Genomic DNA, 23,756 nt, shown 5'->3' with positions numbered 1-23,756 from the left:
CTGAACTGAAAGGTCTGTTGCAGCCCTTTTGAGTAATTTATCTAGATAAGCAAAGTGTATACTCTAATAATATTAACATTATATTTATGAATTGATATGTGTAGTTCTGTGACTACGCATAATGTTTGAGATTATTAATCAATGAATGAGTTTTCTTAACGCCTTTTGATTTTGATTACAACATACCAATAAAGATAAGTATGACGTTTTAGGTAAAAACGTTGTGATACTTTATTCAAGAAACTCTTGTAGTATTGATTATTTCAACAAATTTAGCCTCTCCTTCTTCTAATTTTTTGAGCTGTTCATCTATAGATTGAACTGTAGGGAGACCTTTTACTTCTATTATAGACTTTATTTTTTTTCTATTTAATAGAATATTTAATTGATTGATCACATGTTCTCTTAATATTGCTTGAGCACGATTGAACCTAACAATTCTATGAATAAGATAATACTCATTGGCATATTCAGTAGATGTATGACGTAAATTTCCACCCCAAAGTTCAAGAAGCCGATACTGATAGACTTTAGTTTGATTTATATATTCATTGAAGTTGAAGTCACTAGATTGAGTCACTATTTTCTCAATATCATAGCACTTTGGATACATTTCTGTATTATTTCCCAAACTATGAATTAGTTTTCTATAACCAGAACTTCCTCCTAATTCTTTTGGTATTTCAATTTTCCATATTGAATTTGATACTTTAACTACAAGTTTCTTTTTCCACATTTTTCTATCTTTTTCAGGAACAAACTGGAAATATAGCCCAAAAATGTTTACTAGCTTATCCGAAGTAAAGTTATCGAGTTTAAGGAAGTCAGGTGTATCTTGAGTAATTTCATAATATGCCTTCCCGCTATAAAGCATACTTTTTACTATATTATCTACTGCATCACACACCAATTCATTAGTAGATAATCGGTTATTAGAAGCTAAAGAGTTCAGTAACTCTTTTGCCTTCTCTTTATTTTTTACATCACCTGTAATATTAATTGAGAAGTCTGGGTGACTACGAGATCTCCCACCGATTGGCATAATGCCAAGATGAATTTCTTCGACAAAAATATGAACACTAGTATTTCTATAGATTTTTTGACGTTTTGATTCACTCAAACTCCTGAAAAAACGACAAAATTGTGGTTTTTCTGAATACTTAAAAGGGTTGCTTAACATTTACTCTTTCCCTTCATTATATTTGGCATAGAATTCTATTTCGCGCTGTAGTTCATCTGCTAGATTTCTTCTTCTATTAATCAGATTACACTGTGCTTCTGATAACATTGGCTTTAATATATAGGTATAAAAAACATCAATTCCATTATGCCTTAAAGCTATTTTATCTTCAGAGAAGATACGTACCAGAGGACTATCATGTAACCTAATTATATCTTCGTTAAATCGGTGATTTCCTATTACTGATTTGCATTCTACATTTTGATTAAGTTTATTATTTATTATTCTTTCCCAACGGGACCTATATTGGTTTCGGTGTGGTATTTCATAAGCTTGATCAAACGTAGCTATGGTTGCGAAAATAATTTCTACTTGAGCACTTTTTAAACTTCCAACCTTACCAAAATAACCATTCCAATATACATCAACTATCCTGCGTATTTCGGTGTTGCCATAATATTCCGACATTAATATGCAATAGCCTGATAAGTCGATTAAATCTATAATTGGTGTAAATGCTACTTTGGTAAGGTTTTCCCTGACCCATTCTTCTTTTACATCTAATGGCATTAACTTTTGTGCCTGAGCAAAAGTTGTGGTGAAACAAAGATGAAAAAGAGTTAAGAGTTTTTCATTGTTGTTATCTAAACTAGCCTTAAAGACAGCCTCACTTAATGAGTGTAAAAATTGTCCTGCGAAGTCTGGATAGTCATCAGGCTTTTCTTCACTTATCAACGAAGAAGCAATATCTCCTGACATGATGTCTATTTTCTCAATTCGCTTTTCTTGAGATAAGATTAATGTATCTAGTTTAAATTCAGGCCAATACTCGTCATGTTTTTTGTACTTTATTATAGAGTTCCAATATGTTTCAAAAATACTCAAATGCTTATTTAACTTGAATATAAATTCTTTTTCTCGCGTGACGCAAGATGCTGCCAACCAGTATCTATCAGTAGATGAAAGTTTAGCGCTCCAGCCAGCATACAATTTGGTAATATCTTCAAACAGAACGGTTACACATCGACAAAAACTTTCAGCTTCAGACTTGAAAACAATGTTGTTGATATACCAATCTGGAGTGATGAGTTTTTTCTCAACTTCAATTTCAAATTTAATTCGTTTTTGAAGCCATTCTAAATTCTCTACAGTTTTGGGTGAAAAACCTAGATGATAAATATCTTTAGATAACTTCCAATTAAATTTATTGAATAGTTCGAAGTGATTTGAATCACTATTCTTTGTTTCAATTGATCGAGAAAAAGATAACAAAGCAGTGATAGGTAGCATAGCTACTGCATCACATACAGCAATTAACTCTAATGATTGTTTATTTTTGGTGTGGGCAAGAGTTCCTATAACTTGTTCTTCGCTAATTGCTGAGGTTTTATTAATCAGCTCAAGTGCATAAGATATTCTTCCATTGTACGCACATGTTGCTACATACTTGTTGAGTAAGTCATACAACTTTTGTACTAACACAAAACGATTTTCTTTTAGGTTTAGTTTTAAACTGTTTAAAATAATATCTAAAAGTCGATTTTCAATCCAATCATGATCTTTAATCACTTTAGCCGACAAACTCGCCCCTGCCAGGTTCATCATACTCGTTTCACTATCGCTTGTTTGATACCAGTTTGGGTGTTTGAGTTTTGATTCGAACCAGTGACTGTCACTTGGTATTTTAGATTTTTCTAGTTCGTTCCATTGTAAGAACCATATTAATTTTTCACAAAATTCTACTAACACTTGCCCACTTAGATGGCGTTCTTTTTCAGCAATATCAGCCAAAACCTCTAACGTGTCAATATAGTTTTCTGCCTTAATACGTTCATGATTTTGAAACTCAGGAGAGTCCCAATAGGTAGCACCAGCAACAGCGTTAATTAACGATTTTTTTAATTGTAAAACAACATCTGTTGCTAAAGAAGTAGGATCAAATAACGTAAAAGCTTTCATTCCTATATATATAAAAGAATAAACAGCTAACCCACTAAAAATAGCTATAATTGAAGGTGTAAATGGGTTTGGTTTTCCACCCATGATATATAAGGCTAAGAGAATAATTCCTAAAAAAGTAAACATTGCTAGAAAGCGCATATACGCATTTCCCATTTTCTCTCTTAACAGTAAATTTCTTATATTTTGAGGAACTCTGGCGTATATCGCACCACTAATAGAAGTAATTGCTGCATAGTACAGACCAATAAATATACCGCAGATACTAGTAATAGTAGCTAAGAAAGTTCCATATTCACTGACATTTAATAAATGCCCTCCAATTTTAGAATGTAACTCTTGTGCTGCTGGCTGAAAATATTGAAGAGTAAATGCTACTAACATTGGCGGTAAAAAATAGCTTAATACTGATTGAAATAATCTGCTTAGCGAATTAAACAACTCAAGTTTAGATCGAAGATAATTAGCTACAGAATACTTAAATAGTTTTATATTAAAGATGAAATATTTAATAATCGATTTAGCTTTCCAATAAACTTTATACTGGGAGAGAGATTGTTTGTTTATCAAAGGGGCGTTTACTCCTAAATTGAAAGTTACCTAAAGCTATACATTATTAGGTATTTATGATCACCAAAACTTCACTGTTTTTGCATCAAACAAATTAACTTTACACTTAAATTTATGCTTTATTTTATTGATGTGCTTCTCATCATTATAGTTATATACACCGATATAAATACTAAATAGCTTACCATTACGTTCACTATTAAAGGAGCTAGCTAAGTTGATTGCTTCTATTATGTGATCATCATATTCGCCAAAATTAAAGCCAAATGTCACCAAAGAACCTGTAATATTTGTAAGCTTGTCGTAACAGTGAGTTAAATATTGGTTATGTAAAATATGTGATAACTTTTCTTCTGCATTTCCAGCAGTAACAAATATCGGGTATTGTTTATTTACAACCCGCTTATTTATATTTTCAAGAATATAATTTCCATTATATTCTTCTTTAATTACACGAGGTCCCGCATCAAACAACGGCAACGCACCATGAACATAATGGACATTTTGTCTTGATTTATTTGGGCCCCATATCAATTCGGACCATTCAATTTCTTCCACATTATATGATAGCTGATCTACTTCACGCCCAAATCCATCAATAGCATTGGGGACTTTATTTCGCATAAGCACCCAATAGAGTAAAATATCGTAGTTTGTTGTAAAAATATTTCCCCCTTCTGTGAGGTACTCTTTTAGCAATAATGCGCATTGTTGACTTTTATCATCTGAAATTTTAAAGACATGCTCTGGGTGCAAAGCTTTCACTGCATCAATTAAACTGTGCTTTAAACTATTACTAGCTTCTTCTATTTGTACGATGAATTCTTGATCTGAGCTAAATGCATTGGCTAGTTCGCAAAAGTTATCCAATGACTGCATAACTAACTCAAAATTTTTGGTATTAATTATATTAAATAACTTAGTAATAAGTGGGTTTTTTAATTCTTCAATGAAGCGATTAAGTGCATTATATGAGAAAATTTCAGGATCATAGGACATGCTAAAACCATTACCTAATAACAAGTGTTTTTGACGTTTCTTTTTATGAAGGTATTCAATTACACTTTCATAAGATTGCAATGCCATAATGGTTTTATCCTCATAAAGCCTGATTTTCAGGGAGTTGATTTCTATACGCAGACATCATTTTTTCAATCACTTGCCCCATATAAGAATCAAGTTCAATAAACATATCTTTATTATTTAGGCTTGGACGGTTTTCTAATACAATTTTAGTGTTTTTATGTGTTTTAGATCCACAAGTTTGAGCAAGAGCTATAATATCTTCTTCTAATTGAGAGATTGAATCCTCAATCGCCTTGTCCGACATGTCATTGGATATTTCAATAACAAGATCATTCATCCACTCCATGCCTTCTGGTAACTCTATTTTATTTGGAACAGACTCACTATATTGGTTTGCTTGACTAATTAATTTTGCTAAAGTTTCTTTACCCTTTAGGCTATATGATAAAACAGGGTTTACGCCTGCAAGCTCTAAGAGTGATTCTTCATATGGTTTTACTAGATCAACTTCTGCCTTAGTTTTTATTGTCGAAACGATGTTTTCAAAATGTCCCTGAATTAAATCAACTAATCCTTCGTCAAAGTCATCTTTTGATAACTTTATACCTTTCTCTGTAAAGTGTTTACAATAGTGCTCAAGGTAAAGTTCAGTTTCCCGCTCAGGATTAAATAATGAAGTTAGAATAAAGTATCGAATTTCTAATAAGTAATAGAGTGATTTTCTAGCACTTTTTTTTGCCTCAGCTCTTACCTTATAGAAATAAGCCCCTGCACTTAAAGCTGAAGCTAGCAGAACGCCAAATAACGCTATTAAAGACGCAATAACTTTCACATCAATTCCAAATATCATTATCGACTAACTCCTTTTTGTTTTACCTTTTTCTTATCTCTTACCCATGTTGCCGAGCCATGAGTTTGCTTCATTTCAAATAAATCTATAGCAGCGAATATATCGCTGATTTTTTAAACCCATAATATCGTTGGTCAGAAGATTTATGATTTGAGATATGATTACCAATAGAGCTTAAATTTGCCCAACCATCATCATCTTCGGAAGCCTCAATAGCTTGGCGAAGCATGTTCATTAGCTTTGTGTCACTTTTAATACTTGGCTTGCGTTTTTGAACTGTTTTCTCTTCTGTTTCAATATCATCTAGATAAAGAAATTTGGAACAACTATTAACAAATGCCATAGACGCTTTACGTTCACCAAACCCAATAACAAATTTCTCGTCAGCTAATGCGCGTGTTACCAAAGGTGTTAAGTCACAATCAGATGAGGCAAGAAAAATCGTATCAACATCTTTTGTATAGAGAATATCCATTGCATCAATAACAAGCGCAATATCAGTGGCATTTTTGCCTTTGGCCAAATCAAATTGTTGAATAGATTGAATGGCGTATTCGTGAAGGACATCTTCCCAAGACTTGATACATGGGTTTTTCCAATTCCCATATGCTTTACGAATATTAATAACACCATAGCGAGCAAGCTCAGAAAGTATGATATCTATTTTGGCGGCAGGGGCGTTATCAGCATCAATAAACAACGCAATTTTTTCCTTATCCTTCAAAACGTGTTTCCTTATACGTCATCGAATACATTTAGTTGTACATTTATCTCATATTCTCATGAAATAGCAATAATTTTGATGAGAATAGAATGATGTTTGTTGTTTTAAAATATATTTACTAGGCTTATTAATAAAGCCTTCACAGTAACTCACTATTAAAAAACAGAAGGCCAACGGCCCAACTTCAATTGTCAAAAGAGCACCCATGATCTGATGCCGCAAGATATCACGCTAGATGAGTTGCGATATGTTTTGAACAACCATGGTGATTCTGACCTTGCTCGTATCTATTACTTTGAGCAAATAACAGAATAACTTGGGAAACAATAACTCAGATTTTTTTGCTGAGATGTTTAAATAAATTATCGATACTGTTTTTTTTCTTCATCAACAATTCAGTTAACTCTTGGCGTTCAGCATCAAGCTGTTCACTACTTTCCTTTACATTATCTAGTTCAACTAAATAATTCTGCGGGTTAAGTGAGTACTTGTTTTCTTTAATTTTGTCAGGAGAAACTAAAGCACTAACACCAAGAATTACTTCTCTTTTTGTAACCATCTTGACTATTTTTTCAAAACCAGAAAATCTATTCCGACTAGCATCAGCAGTAAAACCTTCTGTAGCATCCAAATAGAAAATATCTTTGGTCGGCTTTGTTTTTCTGAGAATAATTAATACTAAAGGTAATGGACAAAAGCTCATTAAATTAGGCGGTAATTGTATAATACTATCTATAGCATTTTTCTTAATAAGTATTTCTCTTGCTTGGGCTTCGATATCTCTAAATAAGAAGCCTTTCCCCATGATCATGTATGCTACGCCATGTTTACTCAACGTCCATTGTGTATGTTGAAGATAACCGTTCTCTTTATATCTAGCAGGTACACTATCTGGGTTCAATCGCTTAGGGTCGAAGCCACCTTTTATGGGAATATATTTCTTTTCTTTCCCCCCCTCAACTTTCTCTTTTTCATTAACATTTTGGGGTTGCAATAATGTATAGGCGAGGTCAAATGTATTGGCTTTAACATTTGCGTCAACCGCAAGTGAATTTGAAAAAGTAATTTCCACGCTATTTGCGCCAACTAATGCAAGCATACGCATAAGGTGAGGGCTAATTAACAGGCATTCAATTCGTAGATGACAATTAGGATTTCGCTTTGCGAAGTAAACACATTGCTCACCTACCGTTTCAAACGGAAAATAAGCTGTTTTAATACTTCGTTCCTTAGCTGTATCGAGTCGAGTGATAAGCTCGATAAAGTCTTGTGGTATCTCTTGGTAATCGTCTTCTTCAACCATAAAATGGTCAATAGGGTTCATCGATTCTAAACGACCTAATAAGCTTTGATATAGCGACATTGACGTTTGCACATCAAATGAATCGCTACTTATACCGCTAAATGACTTGGTAAATCCTCTGTTACTTTCAGCGATGAATTTTGGAAAATCATCTTTTCGAAAAGTAGCCACCTTTAGCATTACAGTATCAACCGCTTGGTATAATGAGTGAGTCGCAGGATACTTATTTTTCACTGATTTTAAGAGAGCACAGAATTCATCGTAACTTGAGGAATTCAGTTGTTGTCCATAAGCTATTTTTTGATTCGCTTCGTGCAAATACCAAAACAGGAGAAATAAATAAAAGTCACGTTGCTCTACATAATTGTCAGTTAATTTTAGACTATTACTTTTATAGTTCTGTATAAGCCTATTAACACAGGTTATCAGATCTTTATCAGTCATCATGGGTATACTCACTTACTAAACTAGCCAGTTGTTTTTCTCTGTTTTCAATCATTCGCATCATGATGAGTTTCTCTTCTTTTGTCTTATTACACAGCTCAATAAATTGTTGCTGCTCTGCTAACGACATCTCAGGAAATGGCATTTTTGAGAGTGTCGTCAGCGTTAACATTTTTTGGTAACTACCAGAACTATGTTGATGGATATAACGTTGACTAGTCGGGAGGTTAATAATAGCAATGATAAATTCAGGCAGGATTGCTTTATCTGGTGTTAATAAAAAAAAATGCTGAGTACATACCGTGCTTTCAGGGATATTTTTAAGTATGTATGCTCTTAATGTAGAACCTTTCGAAGACACTAAAATATCACCATTGCTCAGAAAAGGGATCTTTCGATTAGTTTTGATTTCCGTTTTGATTAAATCATCCGTTTTAATGCAATATTCATCACCATCACTTTCGATATCTCGTAGCTGAATAACATGATGAGGTCCGTTAGGTGTCGATTTTATCGCACCACGAAAACTTCTTCCTGATGATATTTTTACATGTGAACTAAGCGTCATAGCTAGATTTCAACTAATTTTGAGTGATAACCACCATATCACAGAATGATAAAAGTGTGATTTATTTATTGCAGAATTTAATAAGTGTGTATATACTTCTTTTAATCTTACAGAATGAGCTGAGAAGATTGGAGGTTAATTATTTGTTATTTACACATCATTGCATCAATGAAACATTATTAAGCAGTTGTTTTCATATTAAACACAACAATGCCGTTAAAACGAAAAAAACATTCGTTTCAGGCAGCAATAGAGATATTGAGTGCCTTAACTCACACCAAAAGCCATCAATTGCACCTACCCCCCTGGGAAATTCGCTGGTATCAATAAAATGTCACAATAAACTCACATTGAGTTTCTTCAATGCTACAAAATCTGTGAATCCTTGTTGCTGGCACATAATGCCATCGGATATTCACGGTTTTTTGTCACCGAAAATATCATCTTTTATCGATAATACAGAGCTGCCGACAAGGTTTACCTTCTAGCTAAGCCGCGTGCGTAACAGCGACTGATACTCCTGTTGCCTTTTAAAGAGAACTTTAGATAAAGCTATTCTTTATTCCTTAGGTTTCTGCACGCAATATTTAGCAAGTTCCCCCAAAAGAAAGAAGTATTTAGCGCTTTAATCGCTATTACAGACTCTTGCGCTCAAAAATCACTTAAAAGGATAAGAATATGGACAAATTTAATCAGAAAAAAGCTGGCTTACCTTTGAGCTACAAAGCAAAAAAAGAAAATAAAACTAATTGGATTTATGAAACGTTTGTATTGCCAGACCCAAAAACAGGTGAGGCGCACCGAGTAGAAGCGCTTATTGAACATGACTTCGTGCTCAAATGCTTCTTTGACCCAAGTGTTCTAGCGATCAAAACCAGCATTGACTCTATAAACAGTGAATCTCAAGAGCGTAGATATACCGCAGACAGTTTCATCATTAAAGAAGATGGTGGTTGTTACATCGATAACAAAGATAAAAAGTCGATGGAAAAACCTAAAAACATCAAAAAGTTTGAAGAGTTAGAGAAAGAGTATGCCGATGCTGATAGTAAGCTTTCGGTGGTAACAGAAGACCAAGTTCGTTCCGGTTACCTTATTCCCAATTTAAAAAAACTCTACATATACCTATCGATGCCGCGACCTGATGATTCGACCATAGAAACGATAATCACCCAGGTCGAAAGTCATACTCAAATAACACTTAAAAAACTACGAAATATTCTTGAGGATGAAGGAATTGGTATGCGACCAGTATGGTACTGCCTCGCACACAAGATTATTCAAACCAATTTAGAAAAATACATCTGTAATAATTCAATTTTATGGAGTCAAAATCATGCAGTTTAAAGTTAACGAAAATATTATTTGGGAAGCTCAAACGTGGCGAATTTCCTACGTAGATGAAAATATTATAGTACTCCGCCCCAAAGGAACTAAAGAATCAATTATAAAAACGATACCTGAATTAGAAAGGGCATATATGAGTGGAAACGTTACATCTGAAAATGCAGTTATTCCTGAATTGGAAGCTGAGAATCATGTGTATCTTTCAGATTTAAGCTTACGCCAACAAAGAGTGATTAATACACGTATGCAGTTCATCGAATGCATACTGCGTGAAGGTGTCACAGTAGATAATGCTCAAGACGAAATTATTTTACTTGCAGCAGAGCTTGATATTCCTGAGAAAGAAACCCCTGGTGAGTCAACGGTGCGCAGATGGTTGACCAAGTATCGAGCAAGTGATTGTCAATCCATATCACTTATGGACCATCGTTCAAATGTACGTGCGGAGTAAATCACAATGTATTCAAACAAAACACAAGCAAATCGTGCAGTTTTTGAAGATTATGCGAAGCCTCAAATCCTTAAACGCGGTAGACCGAATTATAAGCATATTTATAACAAACATTTTTTGCCTGCATTTCTCAAACTAGAGTTAGGATTTGACCCCATCAGCGAGAAGACCTTTTACGTATATAAAGATAAATACATAGACCCTGATGAGGTGGTTGCCGCGCAGCAAGGCAGAGTAGCGGCTAAGCATACAAAGTTATCGAAAAACCAAAAATTTTCTGGTGACGGTTTTACTAGTCGTGTTGAAGTTGATGGTTATCACGAACCAATTGCTTTACTTGACCCGATAACATTTAAACCAACTGGCGTAAGACCCATTCATTATCTAGCTATGGAATGTCATACAGGTTGCTACGTATCGACAGTAACTGATTACAAAAATAAAAGTGAGAACAGTAGCAATGTGATTGAGCTTTATAAACGCATGTTTTTCCCAAAGCCAGATTTCCAAATAATGTACGGAACTAAAAATTTATTTAGACAATATTTAAAACCCTATCAAATTTTCCACGATGGCGGCCTAGCTTTTACCGCTAACGCATGTGCAGATTATATCGCGTTTTCAAATACCTGTTCTGGTCTTGCTAAAACACAAGATGCGAAAGGTAAAGCATTCGTTGAAACAGGGAATTACAGTATTAAAAGAGCGTTTACTTGGCTACTGCCAGGCAGCTATGACGATAAACAAAAAGACTATATCGACCCGAAACATTATTCAACATTTGCCGTACTAACAACACTTGAGCATGAGGTACTTTTTAATCGTTTTATCTGTGATGACTTCAATCATGGTTTTGATAAACGTAGAGGCTTTTACCGAGATGAACAGTGGGTCCATGAAGCAGGCTTGTTTCCTCCTCGCATGCCAAATAATCCAGGTGAGCTTATTAACTATATGGGCATGCGTGACACAAAGAAAATTCGTAAAGCTGTTGGGATTGAATTTCATGTAAGAGGGACGCCTCATACGTTTAATTCTGACAAACTACAAAAACTTAGACGCGTACTCTTAAAGATAAATAAGACTGATGAAGTTGTCTATCATCGCTCAGATTTTTTCCCAGATAATATCCGTGTTGTTAACCCTATTAGAGATGAAGTATTGATTGTTCCTCGTGTTAAGGATGATGAAGATACAGAAATTCATTATGTAGGTGATGGCGAATTTTATGCCGAACTAGCGTCTTTACAGCGTATTGAAATTTTGGCAGCAATGACCAATGAAGAAATAATCGAAGCTGCGGAAAAACGCAAACGTAAAATAATTCGTTTTAAGCAGGATAAAAAACGTCAACGTGCAAAGGACTCTAAAGCACTTGATGACGTCATTGCAGAAGATACAAAAATCCTGAAAGCGTTAATTGCTGAACAGTCTCTTGATGAAGAGCCAAGCGAAAGTGTTCCTGATGACTCAGAAGGCAATGAGCAAGCTGAAGATAATGAGCAGGAAAAAAGCTATGTAGATTCTGATACCCCTGCTGACCCAAGCAAAGGTTGGGGAAAACCAAATTTATTCTCTAAAACCAATAAGGATTAATATGAATCAAACAAAACTAACAAATAAAGAAATTAACGAGTACTTGGCAGAGCCAATTTATCACCCTACATTTACCAAAGCATATAAACACATTCATAAGGCTTTCGATAGTTTTGGAAGAAGACCTGCGTGTTGTTACATCACTGGAGATTCAGGTGTTGGTAAAAGCACTTTAGGTAAGACAATTTACAATGAAATTATTACCAACACTGAACCTGATCCAAACGCCAATATTATTTCAGTCGTAATGGTAACGTTAAAAGATAGTACTCTGCCTGATGAAGTTCGAAAGGACATTTTGGATAAACTAGGCGTAGATTCGTCAGGTTATTCTGGTAGAAAACTTAGGGTGCTTTTGGAAAAACAGCTTAAGGCTTGTGGCGTGCAGTTGATTATATTTGATGAATTTCAGCATTTGGTCAGGAAGTACGACAGAGATGTTAACCGTAATGCTTGCAATTTCATCAAAAACTTAATCGATACCACGGGTGTCCCTGTGGTCCTATTGGGCACTCCGAAAGGGAAAAAGTTATTTGAACTTTATGACGAGTTACGTACTAGATTCATATGCGCAGGTGAGCTTGAACTAATGTCATGTGAAAGCGGTTCTGCCCTTGAATACTTCAGAGTATACCTTACTGATTTAATGCGTAGATTCCCACTTAAAACTGTTGACCTATCCGAAGGAGAAAATCCTTATCGCGTGATGCTTGCTACGGGTGGAAATCTAAGAGCGTTAGAGTATTTACTGTCTGAAGTACTTGCTACTCATCGCGATAGCACTAAAAAGATAACCCTAGTGGATTATCAAACAGCTTACGATTATGTACGAAGAAAAGAATTGGTGACTAAAAAAGGTCGCATTATTAAACCATTTACGACAAAGACGCTTACAAAGGATTTAGAAATAATGGATACAAAGGAGTATATGAATGGGTAATTTTATTATTAATAGCCACCCTGCACCATTTTTTAATGAATCCTTTCGTGGTTACTTACTGCGAATTGTTGATTTGAATGGTTTCAAAGGAATAAGAATATTTAAAAGAAAGTTTAATTTCTTTAGGTTTAATTACAATCACTTTTGTGAAGGTGAATTTGTAAAAGAACTTATCGACCAATTAGCGCCTGCTCTATTTACAGAGTCAGCTAAACTTGAACGCTACTTTAATTCACATTGGGCATGGAATATCTATCAGAGTAAGCGCGAGTATTTACAGGGATTGTTTAGCCAACATTGCCGATTATGTCCTTCGTGCTTACAAGAAGATGGATATTATAATGCAGATTGGGATTTTACTTTAACAACCCACTGCGAAAAACATGGCTGTTATCTAATAGATGAGTGTCCAAATTGCAAAAAGCAAATCACATGGCAAGGTGGATTTTTAGATAGATGTCACCATTGCGAAGCACTATACAGTGACTATCCTGTCAGCCAAATACCTAAGAACAGCCCCCTAATAAAATTAGCTGAACTGGTAAACGAACATCACCCTCTCATGATAGAAAAAGTGCTAGTTGTTAGTAATCGTATTCATCGATTGGGCGATAATATGTTTGCTTCACTTCATTTACAGAAAATGCCACTTTCAGAGGTAATACCGCTATTAACAAGAGTATCCTGCTTTCTTTGCTCTGAGCGTTATAGGGAAGAGTATATTGATTGGCTTAACGCAACTAGACAAGAGTTCCAATGTATCTCTGAAAAAGCGGTTTTAGAACCATATTTTGTGCTAAAAGATATATTTCCATGCCATAGCTTGAAAAACACCTTAGATGTGCCATTTACGCCATCAAATGATATAGACAAAATAAAGAAAAGTGAGATAGATAGAGCCGCAAAAGTAGCCGAATATTATGGCGTAGCGCCTGCTCGTTTAAACAACTCAAAACCTGATATTGAAGAGATAAACCTTAAACAGCAAATTGATGGTGAACGTCTAGCACTGTTATTAAATATCCCATATGAATCAATTGATACACTTGTAAAGCTTGGCGCACTTGAACCTAGCAATAACATTGAAAGGCTTCATCGTTACTTTTTCTATCTTAATGGAATAGCGGAGCTTCTTACGCCAGCGTCTAGTCTTCATCTCTTATCATCAAAATATATGACGCTCGATGAATTTACATCATGCGAAAAATTCAAAGCATTTTCACTACCCAAGCATGCAGCTATTGAGCTAGTGATACGTAAAGAAATACCACTTTATTACAATAAACAAGCTAATGGCTTTATGAATCAATTTATAGATGAGGAAACGGCATTTACTGCACTTCATAACGAAATGTTAAAAGAATCAAATAACAGGACTACTGATGATTTAGCTGCTATTTTTCATACATCAGTTGAAAATATTCTTGGCCTTTATGAACAAGGCTATATCGATATAGATAACTTTTGGAAGGCAAGCGGTTCAACAGCTCAACTAGTTAACTCAGATTCATTTGAAAGCATCGTTAATAAATATACTAGTATAAACCGTCTCTGTTACTTTTCTGGTAGTCATGTTGGGGACGAAAAAAGAGCACTTAAGCAACAAGGTATCTCGCCAGCTATTACTATCAACGAATCATGTAGAAAACTATATCTGTATTCATCATCTGTTGTACCTCAAGAGTATTAATCATTAACGCCCCTCTATTAGTAAGTTCCGTTTTAAAACTTTGACAGTCTGTTTTAAGCTCATACCCGCCAGTCGACTCCCATGTCAGAAACTAACGTTTGTAACATAGAAAATATTAGCTTTTAAAGAAAATTGATACTTCGGATTAGGTTTTGTATCGATAACGCCTTTTCATGAATTATTACTTTTGTCGCACTCCTAACTTGAAACTAAGTTGCATTGTTCGGGACTATAGAAACCCAATGCGCTTTTCAAACTCGGAAGGAAGCCATGTATTTTTGAAATCATCAAAGACTCTCAATCGGTCTTTTACTTGTCCATGCGAGGATATATATTCAGGGCAATTCAAAATACAAGCTCCTGAAGAAAGGTTAACTAACTCATCTTTATATTTAAGATAAGAAATGCCCAAATATGCGACATTTTTAACTTTAGTAGTATCTACAAAAGCCATAAGTTCTTCTTCAACAGTTCGAGTTGTTTTATCTCGATTAAAGAGCCAAGCACCTACATGCTCAGTCGCTTTATCATTCACTCTAAAAGTATCACTTGATTTTACATAATCTAAAATTAAACATTTAAAATTATACTTTTTAGCTTTCAAAAAATTTGTTTTATTTGTTTTAAGAAATAAGTAATTGCCCGCGGCAACATCAAGCGAAACTTTATTAATTTGTGCTTGCTGTGTAATTGGATACATCCAGTTTCTTAAAAAACCAATAAATTCTGAATGTGTGAAACCAATATCAATGAAAGTCCAATAACGGAGTAACAAAACAACTTTATTTGTAACTGTTACTTCGTATGTAATATTCGATTCATTTTGTATTTTAGGCTCATCACCGTGTGCAACAGAATTTCTAAGTTGCTTTAAGTGTGTAAAATCAACATCTTTAAATCCCAAAACTTCAATTATATTTAGATTAGTTCTGGACACCTTCAAATCGAATTTGTCATTAAATGAGGAAATAGAAGTGTTATGAATATTCTCACTAACCTGTGTGCACATGCTGTCTATCACAGCATTGAATTTTTCCTTATCTTCATTGGTTAGTTTGCATTCTGATTTCAGATTTTCCAATGAGATACGTGCAACTCTTCGGTGTTTCCTAAACTGCCCTGGTGATAGAGAACTTTCTTCATTTTTTGCGAAGATACTTACGTATCGGTCGACTAAACTAATATATGCTAATATTCTATATTCCCAAAAACCTTCATATGAAAGCATCCCAGAAATTCTAGCCCAAACATTTTTATATTGCTCATTACAACCACTGAAGTAGCCTTGTAATAACCCTTCCCATTTATTTTTTTTAAATAAGAATGATGAAGAAACGAAACACTTTTCAGGCAAGATGGCTTCGTTTGTATCCCTTGTAGCGTTTACAAAATATACTGACTGCGTTGTGTTTTTTGCGGTTGCATCCAGTACATACTCGACACCAATCGAATGACCAAGTAGTAATGTAAAGAATGTCCTTATATCGTTAATTATTGCAATCAATTCAGTAATAGACCAAGAGGAGTTCTTAGATTCGATCCTTAGAAGTGAGTATTGGTTAAGTTGGTAATTATTATCTTTAACATGCTTAGTATCACACCAATGTTCATTGCTTAAAGAAATCTTTTTACCGCCCAAATTGATTTCAACATCAAAAGTTCTAGTGTCTCTTTTTCTAATGATTTCACTATCAGTAAGCTCAAAACTTCCATTACTATCCATCCATTGTGATAGTCCTTGGAGAAGAAGGTAAACTTTCTTAAATTTAGCTCGCTTTTCCTTCCCCCTAATAAAGATACTTGGAAAAATGGTATTATCAAATATGTCACACTCTAACAATTGGTACTGATACTTTTCAGACTTACAAATAAACACTTTTTGTTTTGCATATTTAAATATATCTGTATTTAAATCAAAATTAACTTGAGGAGAACGATTTTTTTTAACTGATAGATTTCCACTACCAACAGCAGTACCTGATGTAGTAAAAACTTCAACATTAACTGAAAACTCATCTAAAAAACCAACATATTGATTAAAAATCATAAATAATTTCTAACGCCTCAACGAGAATAAATAAAAAGAAAGTAGAGCAACATAACACTTATTATAGAGACTTATCAGTAATAAGCCCCCCATAATTAATTAGAAAATATATCGCAAATATTTTGAAGCTAACTTCCGCTTAGCGTACAAAGGGATCGTTAATATTCCAAAAACAACTGACCGCCTTGGTCGCTCAGGAACCAATCACTGCGTTGTTCAATCGGATTTGGTGTGTTACGACAGCTATGACTCCTGCAAGCTCATTGCAGCCGTAGCCCCTAAACCACTATATGTTAATTTTGAGCCTGAACAGTCGTAAATGTTTATAGGTAGTTATGATGTCATAAGCTCTGCTTTGAGATATCAAAGCAGAGCTTCAAGTTTAGGCTATGGTTTTAACTAATTTCTGAGCTTGTCCCTTTCGATCTAGCATTCCACTATATCGAGTGAGAATAAGTGCAATTAAAACAATAACAGCGCCAACCCAAGGAGTATTCATTAAACCATGCTCTTTAACAATGATACCGCCTCCCCATGCTCCTATTGCAATACCTACATTGAAAGCTGCGATGTTTAGACCCGATGCAACATCTACCGCATCAGGTGTGTATTTTTCAGCTAGTTTCACAATATAAACTTGCAAGCCTGGTACGTTGCCAAAAGCAAATGCTCCCCACACTAAAATAGTTATCACAGCTGCAACCGGGTTATAAGCGGTAAAGTTTAATACTAATAATATCCCTGCAAGTCCTGAAAAAATAATCGTTAATGCTTTAATAGGACCAAGATTATCAGCCATTTTTCCACCCAATATGTTTCCGACAGCAACGGAAATTCCGTACACTAAAAGTATTAAACCTACCGAACTAGATTCAAAGCCTGTCACTTCATTCAGAATGGGTGCTAAATAAGTAAAAGCAATAAAAGTTCCGCCATAACCAATCGCTGTGATCGCATAAACTAATAGTAACCTTGGATGTGTTAACACTTTAACCTGTGCAGCAAGATTAGTGGGTTTAGCTTGCTTTAAATTGCTCGGAACGAGTATAGCGCTGCCAATCATGGCTAATAAACCTAAAATAGATACCGTTAAAAAGGTAGCTTCCCAACCAAAAACTTGACCGATATATGTACCTAATGGAACCCCTGTTACTAAAGCAACAGTTAAGCCTGTAAACATAATAGCAATAGCACTTGCTCCTTTTTCTTTCGGCACTAAACTTGTAGCAATGGTAGAGCCTATAGAGAAAAATACGCCATGCGCCAAACCTGTTAGTATTCTAGCTATTATCAATGCCTCAAAACTAGGTGCTTGCCAAGCGACTAAGTTTCCAATAACAAATAACCCCATAACCGATAATAAGACGTTTTTTCTATTCCACTTACTTGTAAAAGCAGTTAAAACAGGAGCACCTATCGCTACACCTAATGCGTATAGGCTAACCAATAAGCCTGCTGAAGGGATTGATATACTAAGGTCTTGTGCCATTGTTGGTAGTAATCCAACAATCACAAATTCGGTTGTACCTATCGCAAAAGCGCTGAGGGCTAATGCAAGTAATGCTAGTGGCATCATAATCTCCAAGTTTAATTAATACAGCGGTATGAAGTTAGGGAGTTAAAGAAACCCTTACTTCTATTTGTTGGCGTAATTATTACCTGATAAACTGTTGTAACAAACAGTGTTATTTACAAAATACTATTGTAATAAATGAGGTTAATTTGAATTTAAAAACAAGATCAGATGATTTAGAGCTTTTATTAGCCGTTGTTGAGTTTGGCGGATTCTCTGCTGCCGCTGACGCATTGAATATTCAAGTTGCTCGTATATCACGCTCGGTAACGAAAATTGAAAAAGAGCTTGGCGCAACTATTTTAATTCGCACCACTAGACGAGTTATGCTGACAGATGAAGGTAAAAAATTTGTTGATGCAGTAAGTATTGGTCTTCAGCACATTCAAAATGCAGAAGCAGATATAACCGTACAAGGAGAGATCCTTCAAGGAAAGTTACGTATTGATGCTGCTAGTCCATTTATATTTCATCAAATAGCACCTCATATAAATGTTTTTAAAAAAGCTTACCCTAGTATTGAAATTGAACTTAATTCTAATGAAGGAATCGTCGATTTAATTGAAAAACGTACCGATGTAGCAATTAGAATAGGGAAGTTAAATGACTCAACATTACATGCTAAAACTTTAGGAAAAAGCTCACTTTTTATTGTGGCATCTCCGCAATATATTGCACAAAACGGCTTACCTAAAACACCAACAGATTTGAAAAATCACACCTTAATCGGTTTTTCAAATATTAAAACACTTAATAAATGGCCGATTAGAGGGGGAGATATAATCATACCAACAATAACGGCAAGCAATGGAGAAACCATCCGTCAATTAGCTTTATCGGGAAGTGGTATAACATGTTTATCTGGCTTTATGGTTAATCAGGATCTCGAATCAGGTAAACTGATGTCATTGATAGACTCATATAGAGTTCAGGGTACTGATCGCGAGTTGGTGAATGCTGTATTTTATAAATCGTCAGCAGCTTCTGAAAGGGTTAAAGCATTTATAGATTTCATCAAGCCCAAACTAACATTATGATTAATGTTAGTTTGGGCTTGTAGGCGCTTTGCCGGAATGTAGCCATGTTAAATGATTGTCTCGATGACTGTTTTGGTGGCTTAGCTGTCTGTCAGAATGAATCTAGGTCTATAATAGGACGAGAGAAATAGATAGAAATCATGAATTCTCATTTATATCGAGAATTAGCAAGAATTAAAATTCTCATCTGTAAAAGTAAGTGTTTGATTTATAATTACCTCAATTCTCATTCTCGATAAGATTAACCAAAACTAAGTCAGGCTCTACATCATTAAGTGCCTTTATTTATTGCTAGAAGTGAATTATTGCACCTGCAAATACACCATCAAAAGTTAAATTAGAATATAAATCGTCTATATCATTTAAGTCTAATTGAACGTTACGATAGCCTAAAGTTACATCAAAATCGATTGCAAGATTATCAAGTACTGAATAACTAATACCTACTTGATAATCATGTACACTACTGCTGTCATATGAAACAAAATTGCCTTCAGCAAACACATTAAAGCCAGTAAAAGGTAAACCAACAATCGTTTTAACATAAAATAAAGGTAAAATACCAGACACTGAAAGTTGGCTATTTGTTGGCGTAGTCACGCCATTGGCTGTAACATCACCAACAATATTAATCTGACTATCTAAATCACGAACTGTAAGACCAAAATCAAAAGTTAACAGGTCATTATCAAATACTTCGTAGTAAAAAGTATAATCAATATAGCTAGCATCAAACGTCGTTGCTAAATTTGTATTGCCATCATAAACAACATTGTCAAATTCAAAGCTGCCACTAAAATTGGCATCACCTAATGTATCAAGGGTGGTTGATACCAATTTAATATTAGGAATTAAAGGAATTGGGTGTTCAAGCGCAACAAAGTAACTTCCTTGATTTTGATCTTTAAACTGAGCAGCCGCCTGCTCTGTATCTCCCTCACCAAATGAACCTTCAGCTTGGCTTACCCATACTTGACCACCGATATAAAGCCCTAATAATGTATCCGCTTTTACACTAGTAGCACAAAGCACTGTCGCCAAACAGGTTGCTATGGTTGCTTTTTTCATTCTTATTACCCTTTTCTTAGTAGTTCATTTAAATCAATTAATGCTGCATTGGCACGCGAAATATAATTAGCCATAACTAAAGAGTGGTTAGCAAGCACACCAAAGCCATCGCCATTTAAAACCATAGGACTCCAAAGAGTTTGCTGACTAGCTTCTAATTCACGAATAATTTGTTGCAGGCTAATCGTTGCATTTTTATTTTTTAGCACACTTTCAAAATCAATTTCTATTGCTTTTAAAAAGTGAAGTAATGCCCATGCAGCACCACGCGACTCATAAAAAACATCATCAAGTTTCCACCAACTGGTTCTTACTTGCGAGTGATTGCTTTCATAGCTCGATTGTCTTGCTTCATTATCACCCGCTAGGTCAGTATTAATTTTTTCTTTGCCAACACTCGCGCTTAGTCTTTGAGAGTAGCTACCTAAGCGTTTTTGAACTTCGTCTAAATATGAGGTTAGATTATCAGCACGCGCATAAAACTGAGCATGGTCATCTTTAATTTTACTCAAACCAACTAATGCATTTCTATATAGGTGTAAACTTTCAATTGCTTTTCTATATTCTGACTCTGCACTTGGCATCGCCCAACTTTTATTATCAATATTAAATTGAGGTTGCGCTTTTTGAATATGAATGTTTTCCAAAGACTGTGATTGCGAGCGACTAAAATCTTTACGCAGCACCAATGCCATATCGCGCACCATTTCTAATACACCAAATTCCCATGCTGGCATATTATCTAGAAATAAGCCTGGTGGTAATGCATCGTTAGAGATATAACCACCGGGTTTATCTAAAATACTGGTCGCTACCTTAATCAACGTGGTGGTGGTGGTATAACCAACAACAGGTACTACATTATCTGCCTTTGCCGATATCGTTACTTCTTCTTTAACATCAAAAGATTCAACACTGAAACTCCAATACACACCAATAAAATAAAAAAGTAAGAAAATACCCGCTGTTATATAGCCAACGTTTTTAGCTGAAAAATTTGTTTTCATTTTTTACTCCTAATGATGATGCTTATGCATTTTTAACATTGTTTTTTGTGCTGCTTTTTCTTGAACAGGACTATAAACAGGTACTTCCATAGTCACAGATACATTATTAGAAAAATGTAATGTTAACTCAACCTGTTCCTTGGGGTTTAACGGTGTTGCAACATCAAAAATCATCAAATGCAAACCAGAGGGTTGTAACTTCACTCGTGCTTTTGACTCAATAGCAAGTGAATCAAGTTTACGCATACGCATCATACCATCAGTCATAATATGCTGATGTATTTCAATACGAGGTGAAATATCACTGCTAACACTTAATAGAGAAACCGTGCTGTCGCTTTGATTTTCAATTTCCATATAAGATGATGATATTGAAGTTCCAGGGATGGTGGCACGTATATATGCCTGTTCAACCACTAGGGTTGAATTTTTATCTTCTGGTATAAGGTTCGCCGCACTTAAAAAGCTCATCAAACCACAGACTAGTAATAAACAAAATAAATAAATATTTTTCATTTGATGCTATACATCCTTTTTGATAACCCTTAAGGTTTAACTTTATCACTCTTAGCAAAGTAACAAAATGACTGACTTCATTATAACCAAAGAAAACAATGGTGTATTTATTATTATTTTAAATCGTTTTGAGAAAAAAAACGCTCTAAATAAGGTAATGTATCAAGAGCTTTGCCAACACTTTGACTATGCTAAAAAGAGTGAGAAAATCAACTGCATTTTAATTCGCGGCAATGAAAAATGCTTTTGTGCCGGCAATGATCTACAAGACTTTATTGAGAACGCTAAAGGTGATGCGCTTGTAGCCCTCGATTTTGTCAAAACCCTCAGTGAGTTTAATAAACCAATTATTGCCGCAGTAGCAGGTGATGCTGTTGGCATTGGCACAACATTACTACTACATTGCGACATGGTTATTGCAGCAAATAACGCCAAATTCAAACTCCCTTTTACACAGTTAGGTTTATGCCCAGAAGCCGGTTCTAGCTTCTTATTAACACGATTAATTGGTCAAAATCGTGCCTTTGAATTAATGGTACTTGGTAACACTTTTTCAGCTGAGCAAGCATTAGAATATGGTATAGCTAATCAAATTTGTTCACCTGACGAGCTATTATCAATAAGTGAAAAAATTGCAAATACCATCGCAAACCTGCCAAGCGATGCAGTAATGACAAGCAGAAAACTTATTCGCCAAGCGAGTCAATCGCAATTATCACAAGTCATAGAAAACGAAGGTCAAGAATTCTCACGCTTAGTTAACACACCTGAATGCAAGGCTATTTTAGGAAAATTCTTTAACTAACCTTGGCTTGCTTCTTAACTGCTTTCTTAATTTTTTTTGCTAAAGATTTAACTTGCTCTTCTAGCTCATCATCATCTTGATATTCCACTTTTGCAATAACATCTTTAGCTTTGTCAGGTTGATTATTATTCAAGTAAAGTTGAGCTAAACGATATCTTCCCCATTGCTGATATTGATCAGCCTGCAAAGCAAACATCTGCTCTAAAGCGATGATACCCGCTTGAATTTCTTCGCCTGAATTAACCGCAATCTTACCTAACTGATACAAAACATGTTGTTTTTCTTGTGCTGATTTAGCATATTCTAATGCCTTATTCAGTGCTACACGTGCCTCTTTCCACAGCATACTATTTTCTTTAGCTTGCCCGCTATAAACACTACCCTGAGTAAAATAAATTTCAACACTATTAGGGGTAATAGCTAAACCATCAGCAATAGCTTTTTCAGCTAAATCACTTTTGCCTTGTTGCCAGTAAACTTTCGCTAAATTTGCATAGCCCTTTTCAGAATCTAGGGTTAGCAATGTTTTTGCATAAGCTAAGCCTTTTTCAATATCACCACCAGCAATGCTTGGCGCACCTAAGTGAAAGCCAATAAGCCCCTCTAATGTTTCAATATGCTCAGGATTTAAACTTAAAGCATGCTCCCATGACTCTAATGCTTCACTTGCATAGCTTAATTTAGAAAAAATACTAACTTTTTGCGCCATCACAATCGCGCTACGACCAAAATAATAATAAACCTCAGCATTATCTTTATTGTCTTCACTTAATGCTTCTAACAATTCATAGGAATCTTCTGTGTTATCTTCTCGAAAGAGTATTCGGCTATGTAAAATTTTTCCTGATATCGTATTTTTTTCTACTTTTGTTAAATTAGAAAAACGCTCTTTTGCTACGACAATTTTTCCTGCTTCAAGTGCTTCTATTACACCCTGTTCACTATTATCACTCGCGAATAACGAAAAATTAATACCTAAAACTAAGGTAGTGAGTACTAGGCTCTTTAACATAGGTAAACGTTTTTTCCGTTGTTGCATGATTATTCCTTGTGTG

At 35.0% G+C, this 23,756-nt stretch carries 19 protein-coding genes and 1 pseudogene; 7 read left to right on the top strand and 13 right to left on the bottom strand.

Annotation, left to right across the window (positions count from 1 at the left end):
* Positions 1-235: 235 nt before the first annotated feature.
* The 7 genes and pseudogenes from Q4503_RS09385 to Q4503_RS09355 all read right to left on the bottom strand — a co-directional run bounded on the left by Q4503_RS09385 (position 236) and on the right by Q4503_RS09355 (position 8,624).
* Entirely contained in the window at positions 236-1,180 is a 945-nt protein-coding gene (locus tag Q4503_RS09385; protein ID WP_303602100.1) for a hypothetical protein, read from the bottom strand.
* Positions 1,181-3,709: a hypothetical protein gene (locus tag Q4503_RS09380; RefSeq protein ID WP_303602099.1), complete on the bottom strand. Its 2,529-nt coding sequence runs from the start codon at positions 3,707-3,709 to the stop codon at positions 1,181-1,183. It abuts the gene before it with no gap.
* Between the two features lie 60 nt (positions 3,710-3,769).
* Positions 3,770-4,795, bottom strand: coding sequence for a DUF4917 family protein (locus Q4503_RS09375; protein ID WP_303602098.1), 1,026 nt, complete (start codon positions 4,793-4,795; stop codon positions 3,770-3,772).
* 13 nt (positions 4,796-4,808) lie between these two features.
* On the bottom strand, positions 4,809-5,585 hold the full coding sequence (locus Q4503_RS09370) for a hypothetical protein (protein WP_303602097.1): 777 nt from the start codon (positions 5,583-5,585) through the stop codon (positions 4,809-4,811).
* Positions 5,585-6,309 (bottom strand): annotated as a pseudogene (locus Q4503_RS09365) (NYN domain-containing protein). Before Q4503_RS09365 ends, Q4503_RS09370 begins: the two are co-directional and overlap by 1 nt.
* Before the next feature lie 331 nt (positions 6,310-6,640).
* Entirely contained in the window at positions 6,641-8,059 is a 1,419-nt protein-coding gene (locus Q4503_RS09360) for an N-6 DNA methylase (protein ID WP_303602096.1), read from the bottom strand.
* Positions 8,049-8,624, bottom strand: a complete 576-nt coding sequence (locus Q4503_RS09355) for a restriction endonuclease subunit S (protein WP_303602095.1) — start codon at positions 8,622-8,624, stop codon at positions 8,049-8,051. The genes Q4503_RS09360 and Q4503_RS09355 overlap by 11 nt, the downstream gene beginning before the upstream one ends.
* Positions 8,625-9,338: 714 nt before the next feature.
* Between Q4503_RS09355 and Q4503_RS09350 the strand changes: the two genes are divergently transcribed.
* The 5 genes from Q4503_RS09350 (at position 9,339) to Q4503_RS09330 (ending at position 14,648) form a co-directional block, all read left to right on the top strand.
* On the top strand, positions 9,339-9,971 hold the full coding sequence (locus Q4503_RS09350; protein WP_303602094.1) for a hypothetical protein: 633 nt from the start codon (positions 9,339-9,341) through the stop codon (positions 9,969-9,971).
* Between the two features lie 133 nt (positions 9,972-10,104).
* Positions 10,105-10,422 carry a hypothetical protein gene (locus Q4503_RS09345; protein WP_303602093.1) on the top strand — a complete coding sequence of 106 codons (318 nt, stop codon included), beginning with the start codon at positions 10,105-10,107 and terminating at the stop codon, positions 10,420-10,422.
* Between the two features lie 6 nt (positions 10,423-10,428).
* The gene (locus tag Q4503_RS09340) at positions 10,429-12,018 is read left to right on the top strand and encodes a hypothetical protein (protein WP_303602092.1); all 1,590 of its coding nucleotides are present in this window, start codon (positions 10,429-10,431) and stop codon (positions 12,016-12,018) included.
* Between the two features lies 1 nt (position 12,019).
* Entirely contained in the window at positions 12,020-12,958 is a 939-nt protein-coding gene (locus tag Q4503_RS09335; protein ID WP_303602091.1) for a TniB family NTP-binding protein, read from the top strand.
* Complete coding sequence (locus Q4503_RS09330; protein ID WP_303602090.1) at positions 12,951-14,648, top strand: TniQ family protein; 1,698 nt, start codon at positions 12,951-12,953, stop codon at positions 14,646-14,648. Before Q4503_RS09335 ends, Q4503_RS09330 begins: the two co-directional genes overlap by 8 nt.
* 229 nt (positions 14,649-14,877) lie before the next feature.
* Here the strand turns inward: Q4503_RS09330 and Q4503_RS09325 are convergent, their stop codons facing one another.
* Together Q4503_RS09325 and Q4503_RS09320 are read right to left on the bottom strand one after the other, a co-directional pair.
* Positions 14,878-16,695, bottom strand: a complete 1,818-nt coding sequence (locus Q4503_RS09325) for a HEPN domain-containing protein (RefSeq protein WP_303602089.1) — start codon at positions 16,693-16,695, stop codon at positions 14,878-14,880.
* Between the two features lie 382 nt (positions 16,696-17,077).
* A complete protein-coding gene (locus tag Q4503_RS09320) occupies positions 17,078-18,268 on the bottom strand; it encodes an MFS transporter (RefSeq protein ID WP_303602137.1) in 1,191 nt (396 codons plus the stop codon).
* A gap of 149 nt (positions 18,269-18,417) precedes the next feature.
* Between Q4503_RS09320 and Q4503_RS09315 the strand changes: the two genes are divergently transcribed.
* Complete coding sequence (locus Q4503_RS09315; protein ID WP_303602088.1) at positions 18,418-19,305, top strand: LysR family transcriptional regulator; 888 nt, start codon at positions 18,418-18,420, stop codon at positions 19,303-19,305.
* Between the two features lie 291 nt (positions 19,306-19,596).
* Here the strand turns inward: Q4503_RS09315 and Q4503_RS09310 are convergent, their stop codons facing one another.
* The 3 genes from Q4503_RS09310 to Q4503_RS09300 are packed head-to-tail and all read right to left on the bottom strand — an operon-like array spanning position 19,597 to position 21,896.
* Positions 19,597-20,373, bottom strand: a complete 777-nt coding sequence (locus Q4503_RS09310; protein WP_215972156.1) for a TIGR04219 family outer membrane beta-barrel protein — start codon at positions 20,371-20,373, stop codon at positions 19,597-19,599.
* Positions 20,374-20,378: 5 nt separating this feature from the next.
* On the bottom strand, positions 20,379-21,380 hold the full coding sequence (locus tag Q4503_RS09305; RefSeq protein ID WP_215972157.1) for a DUF2333 family protein: 1,002 nt from the start codon (positions 21,378-21,380) through the stop codon (positions 20,379-20,381).
* Between the two features lie 9 nt (positions 21,381-21,389).
* Positions 21,390-21,896, bottom strand: coding sequence for a copper chaperone PCu(A)C (locus Q4503_RS09300; RefSeq protein ID WP_215972158.1), 507 nt, complete (start codon positions 21,894-21,896; stop codon positions 21,390-21,392).
* Positions 21,897-21,963: 67 nt separating this feature from the next.
* On the opposite strand from Q4503_RS09300, the gene Q4503_RS09295 reads away from it, so the two are divergent.
* Entirely contained in the window at positions 21,964-22,701 is a 738-nt protein-coding gene (locus Q4503_RS09295; protein WP_303602087.1) for an enoyl-CoA hydratase-related protein, read from the top strand.
* Here the strand turns inward: Q4503_RS09295 and Q4503_RS09290 are convergent.
* Complete coding sequence (locus Q4503_RS09290) at positions 22,694-23,740, bottom strand: lipopolysaccharide assembly protein LapB (protein WP_215972160.1); 1,047 nt, start codon at positions 23,738-23,740, stop codon at positions 22,694-22,696. The genes Q4503_RS09295 and Q4503_RS09290 overlap by 8 nt on opposite strands.
* Positions 23,741-23,756 lie beyond the last annotated feature (16 nt).

The sequence above is a fragment of the Colwellia sp. 6_MG-2023 genome (assembly GCF_030547765.1).
GTDB lineage: Bacteria > Pseudomonadota > Gammaproteobacteria > Enterobacterales > Alteromonadaceae > Colwellia.
The sequence above is the reverse complement of the archived record's forward strand: the minus strand, read 5'-3'. Positions and strand labels throughout refer to the sequence as shown.

Bases quoted from the DNA above. Each gene is read 5' to 3' on its own strand.
- Q4503_RS09385 (WP_303602100.1), bottom strand. From the start codon at position 1,180: ATGTTAAGCAACCCTTTTAAGTATTCAGAAAAACCACAATTTTGTCGT.
- Q4503_RS09375 (WP_303602098.1), bottom strand. From the start codon at position 4,795: ATGGCATTGCAATCTTATGAAAGTGTAATTGAATACCTTCATAAAAAG.
- Q4503_RS09370 (WP_303602097.1), bottom strand. From the start codon at position 5,585: ATGATATTTGGAATTGATGTGAAAGTTATTGCGTCTTTAATAGCGTTA.
- Q4503_RS09360 (WP_303602096.1), bottom strand. From the start codon at position 8,059: ATGATGACTGATAAAGATCTGATAACCTGTGTTAATAGGCTTATACAG.
- Q4503_RS09355 (WP_303602095.1), bottom strand. From the start codon at position 8,624: ATGACGCTTAGTTCACATGTAAAAATATCATCAGGAAGAAGTTTTCGT.
- Q4503_RS09345 (WP_303602093.1), top strand. From the start codon at position 10,105: ATGAGTGGAAACGTTACATCTGAAAATGCAGTTATTCCTGAATTGGAA.
- Q4503_RS09340 (WP_303602092.1), top strand. From the start codon at position 10,429: ATGTATTCAAACAAAACACAAGCAAATCGTGCAGTTTTTGAAGATTAT.
- Q4503_RS09335 (WP_303602091.1), top strand. From the start codon at position 12,020: ATGAATCAAACAAAACTAACAAATAAAGAAATTAACGAGTACTTGGCA.
- Q4503_RS09330 (WP_303602090.1), top strand. From the start codon at position 12,951: ATGGGTAATTTTATTATTAATAGCCACCCTGCACCATTTTTTAATGAA.
- Q4503_RS09325 (WP_303602089.1), bottom strand. From the start codon at position 16,695: ATGATTTTTAATCAATATGTTGGTTTTTTAGATGAGTTTTCAGTTAAT.
- Q4503_RS09320 (WP_303602137.1), bottom strand. From the start codon at position 18,268: ATGCCACTAGCATTACTTGCATTAGCCCTCAGCGCTTTTGCGATAGGT.
- Q4503_RS09310 (WP_215972156.1), bottom strand. From the start codon at position 20,373: ATGAAAAAAGCAACCATAGCAACCTGTTTGGCGACAGTGCTTTGTGCT.
- Q4503_RS09305 (WP_215972157.1), bottom strand. From the start codon at position 21,380: ATGAAAACAAATTTTTCAGCTAAAAACGTTGGCTATATAACAGCGGGT.
- Q4503_RS09300 (WP_215972158.1), bottom strand. From the start codon at position 21,896: ATGAAAAATATTTATTTATTTTGTTTATTACTAGTCTGTGGTTTGATG.
- Q4503_RS09295 (WP_303602087.1), top strand. From the start codon at position 21,964: ATGACTGACTTCATTATAACCAAAGAAAACAATGGTGTATTTATTATT.
- Q4503_RS09290 (WP_215972160.1), bottom strand. From the start codon at position 23,740: ATGCAACAACGGAAAAAACGTTTACCTATGTTAAAGAGCCTAGTACTC.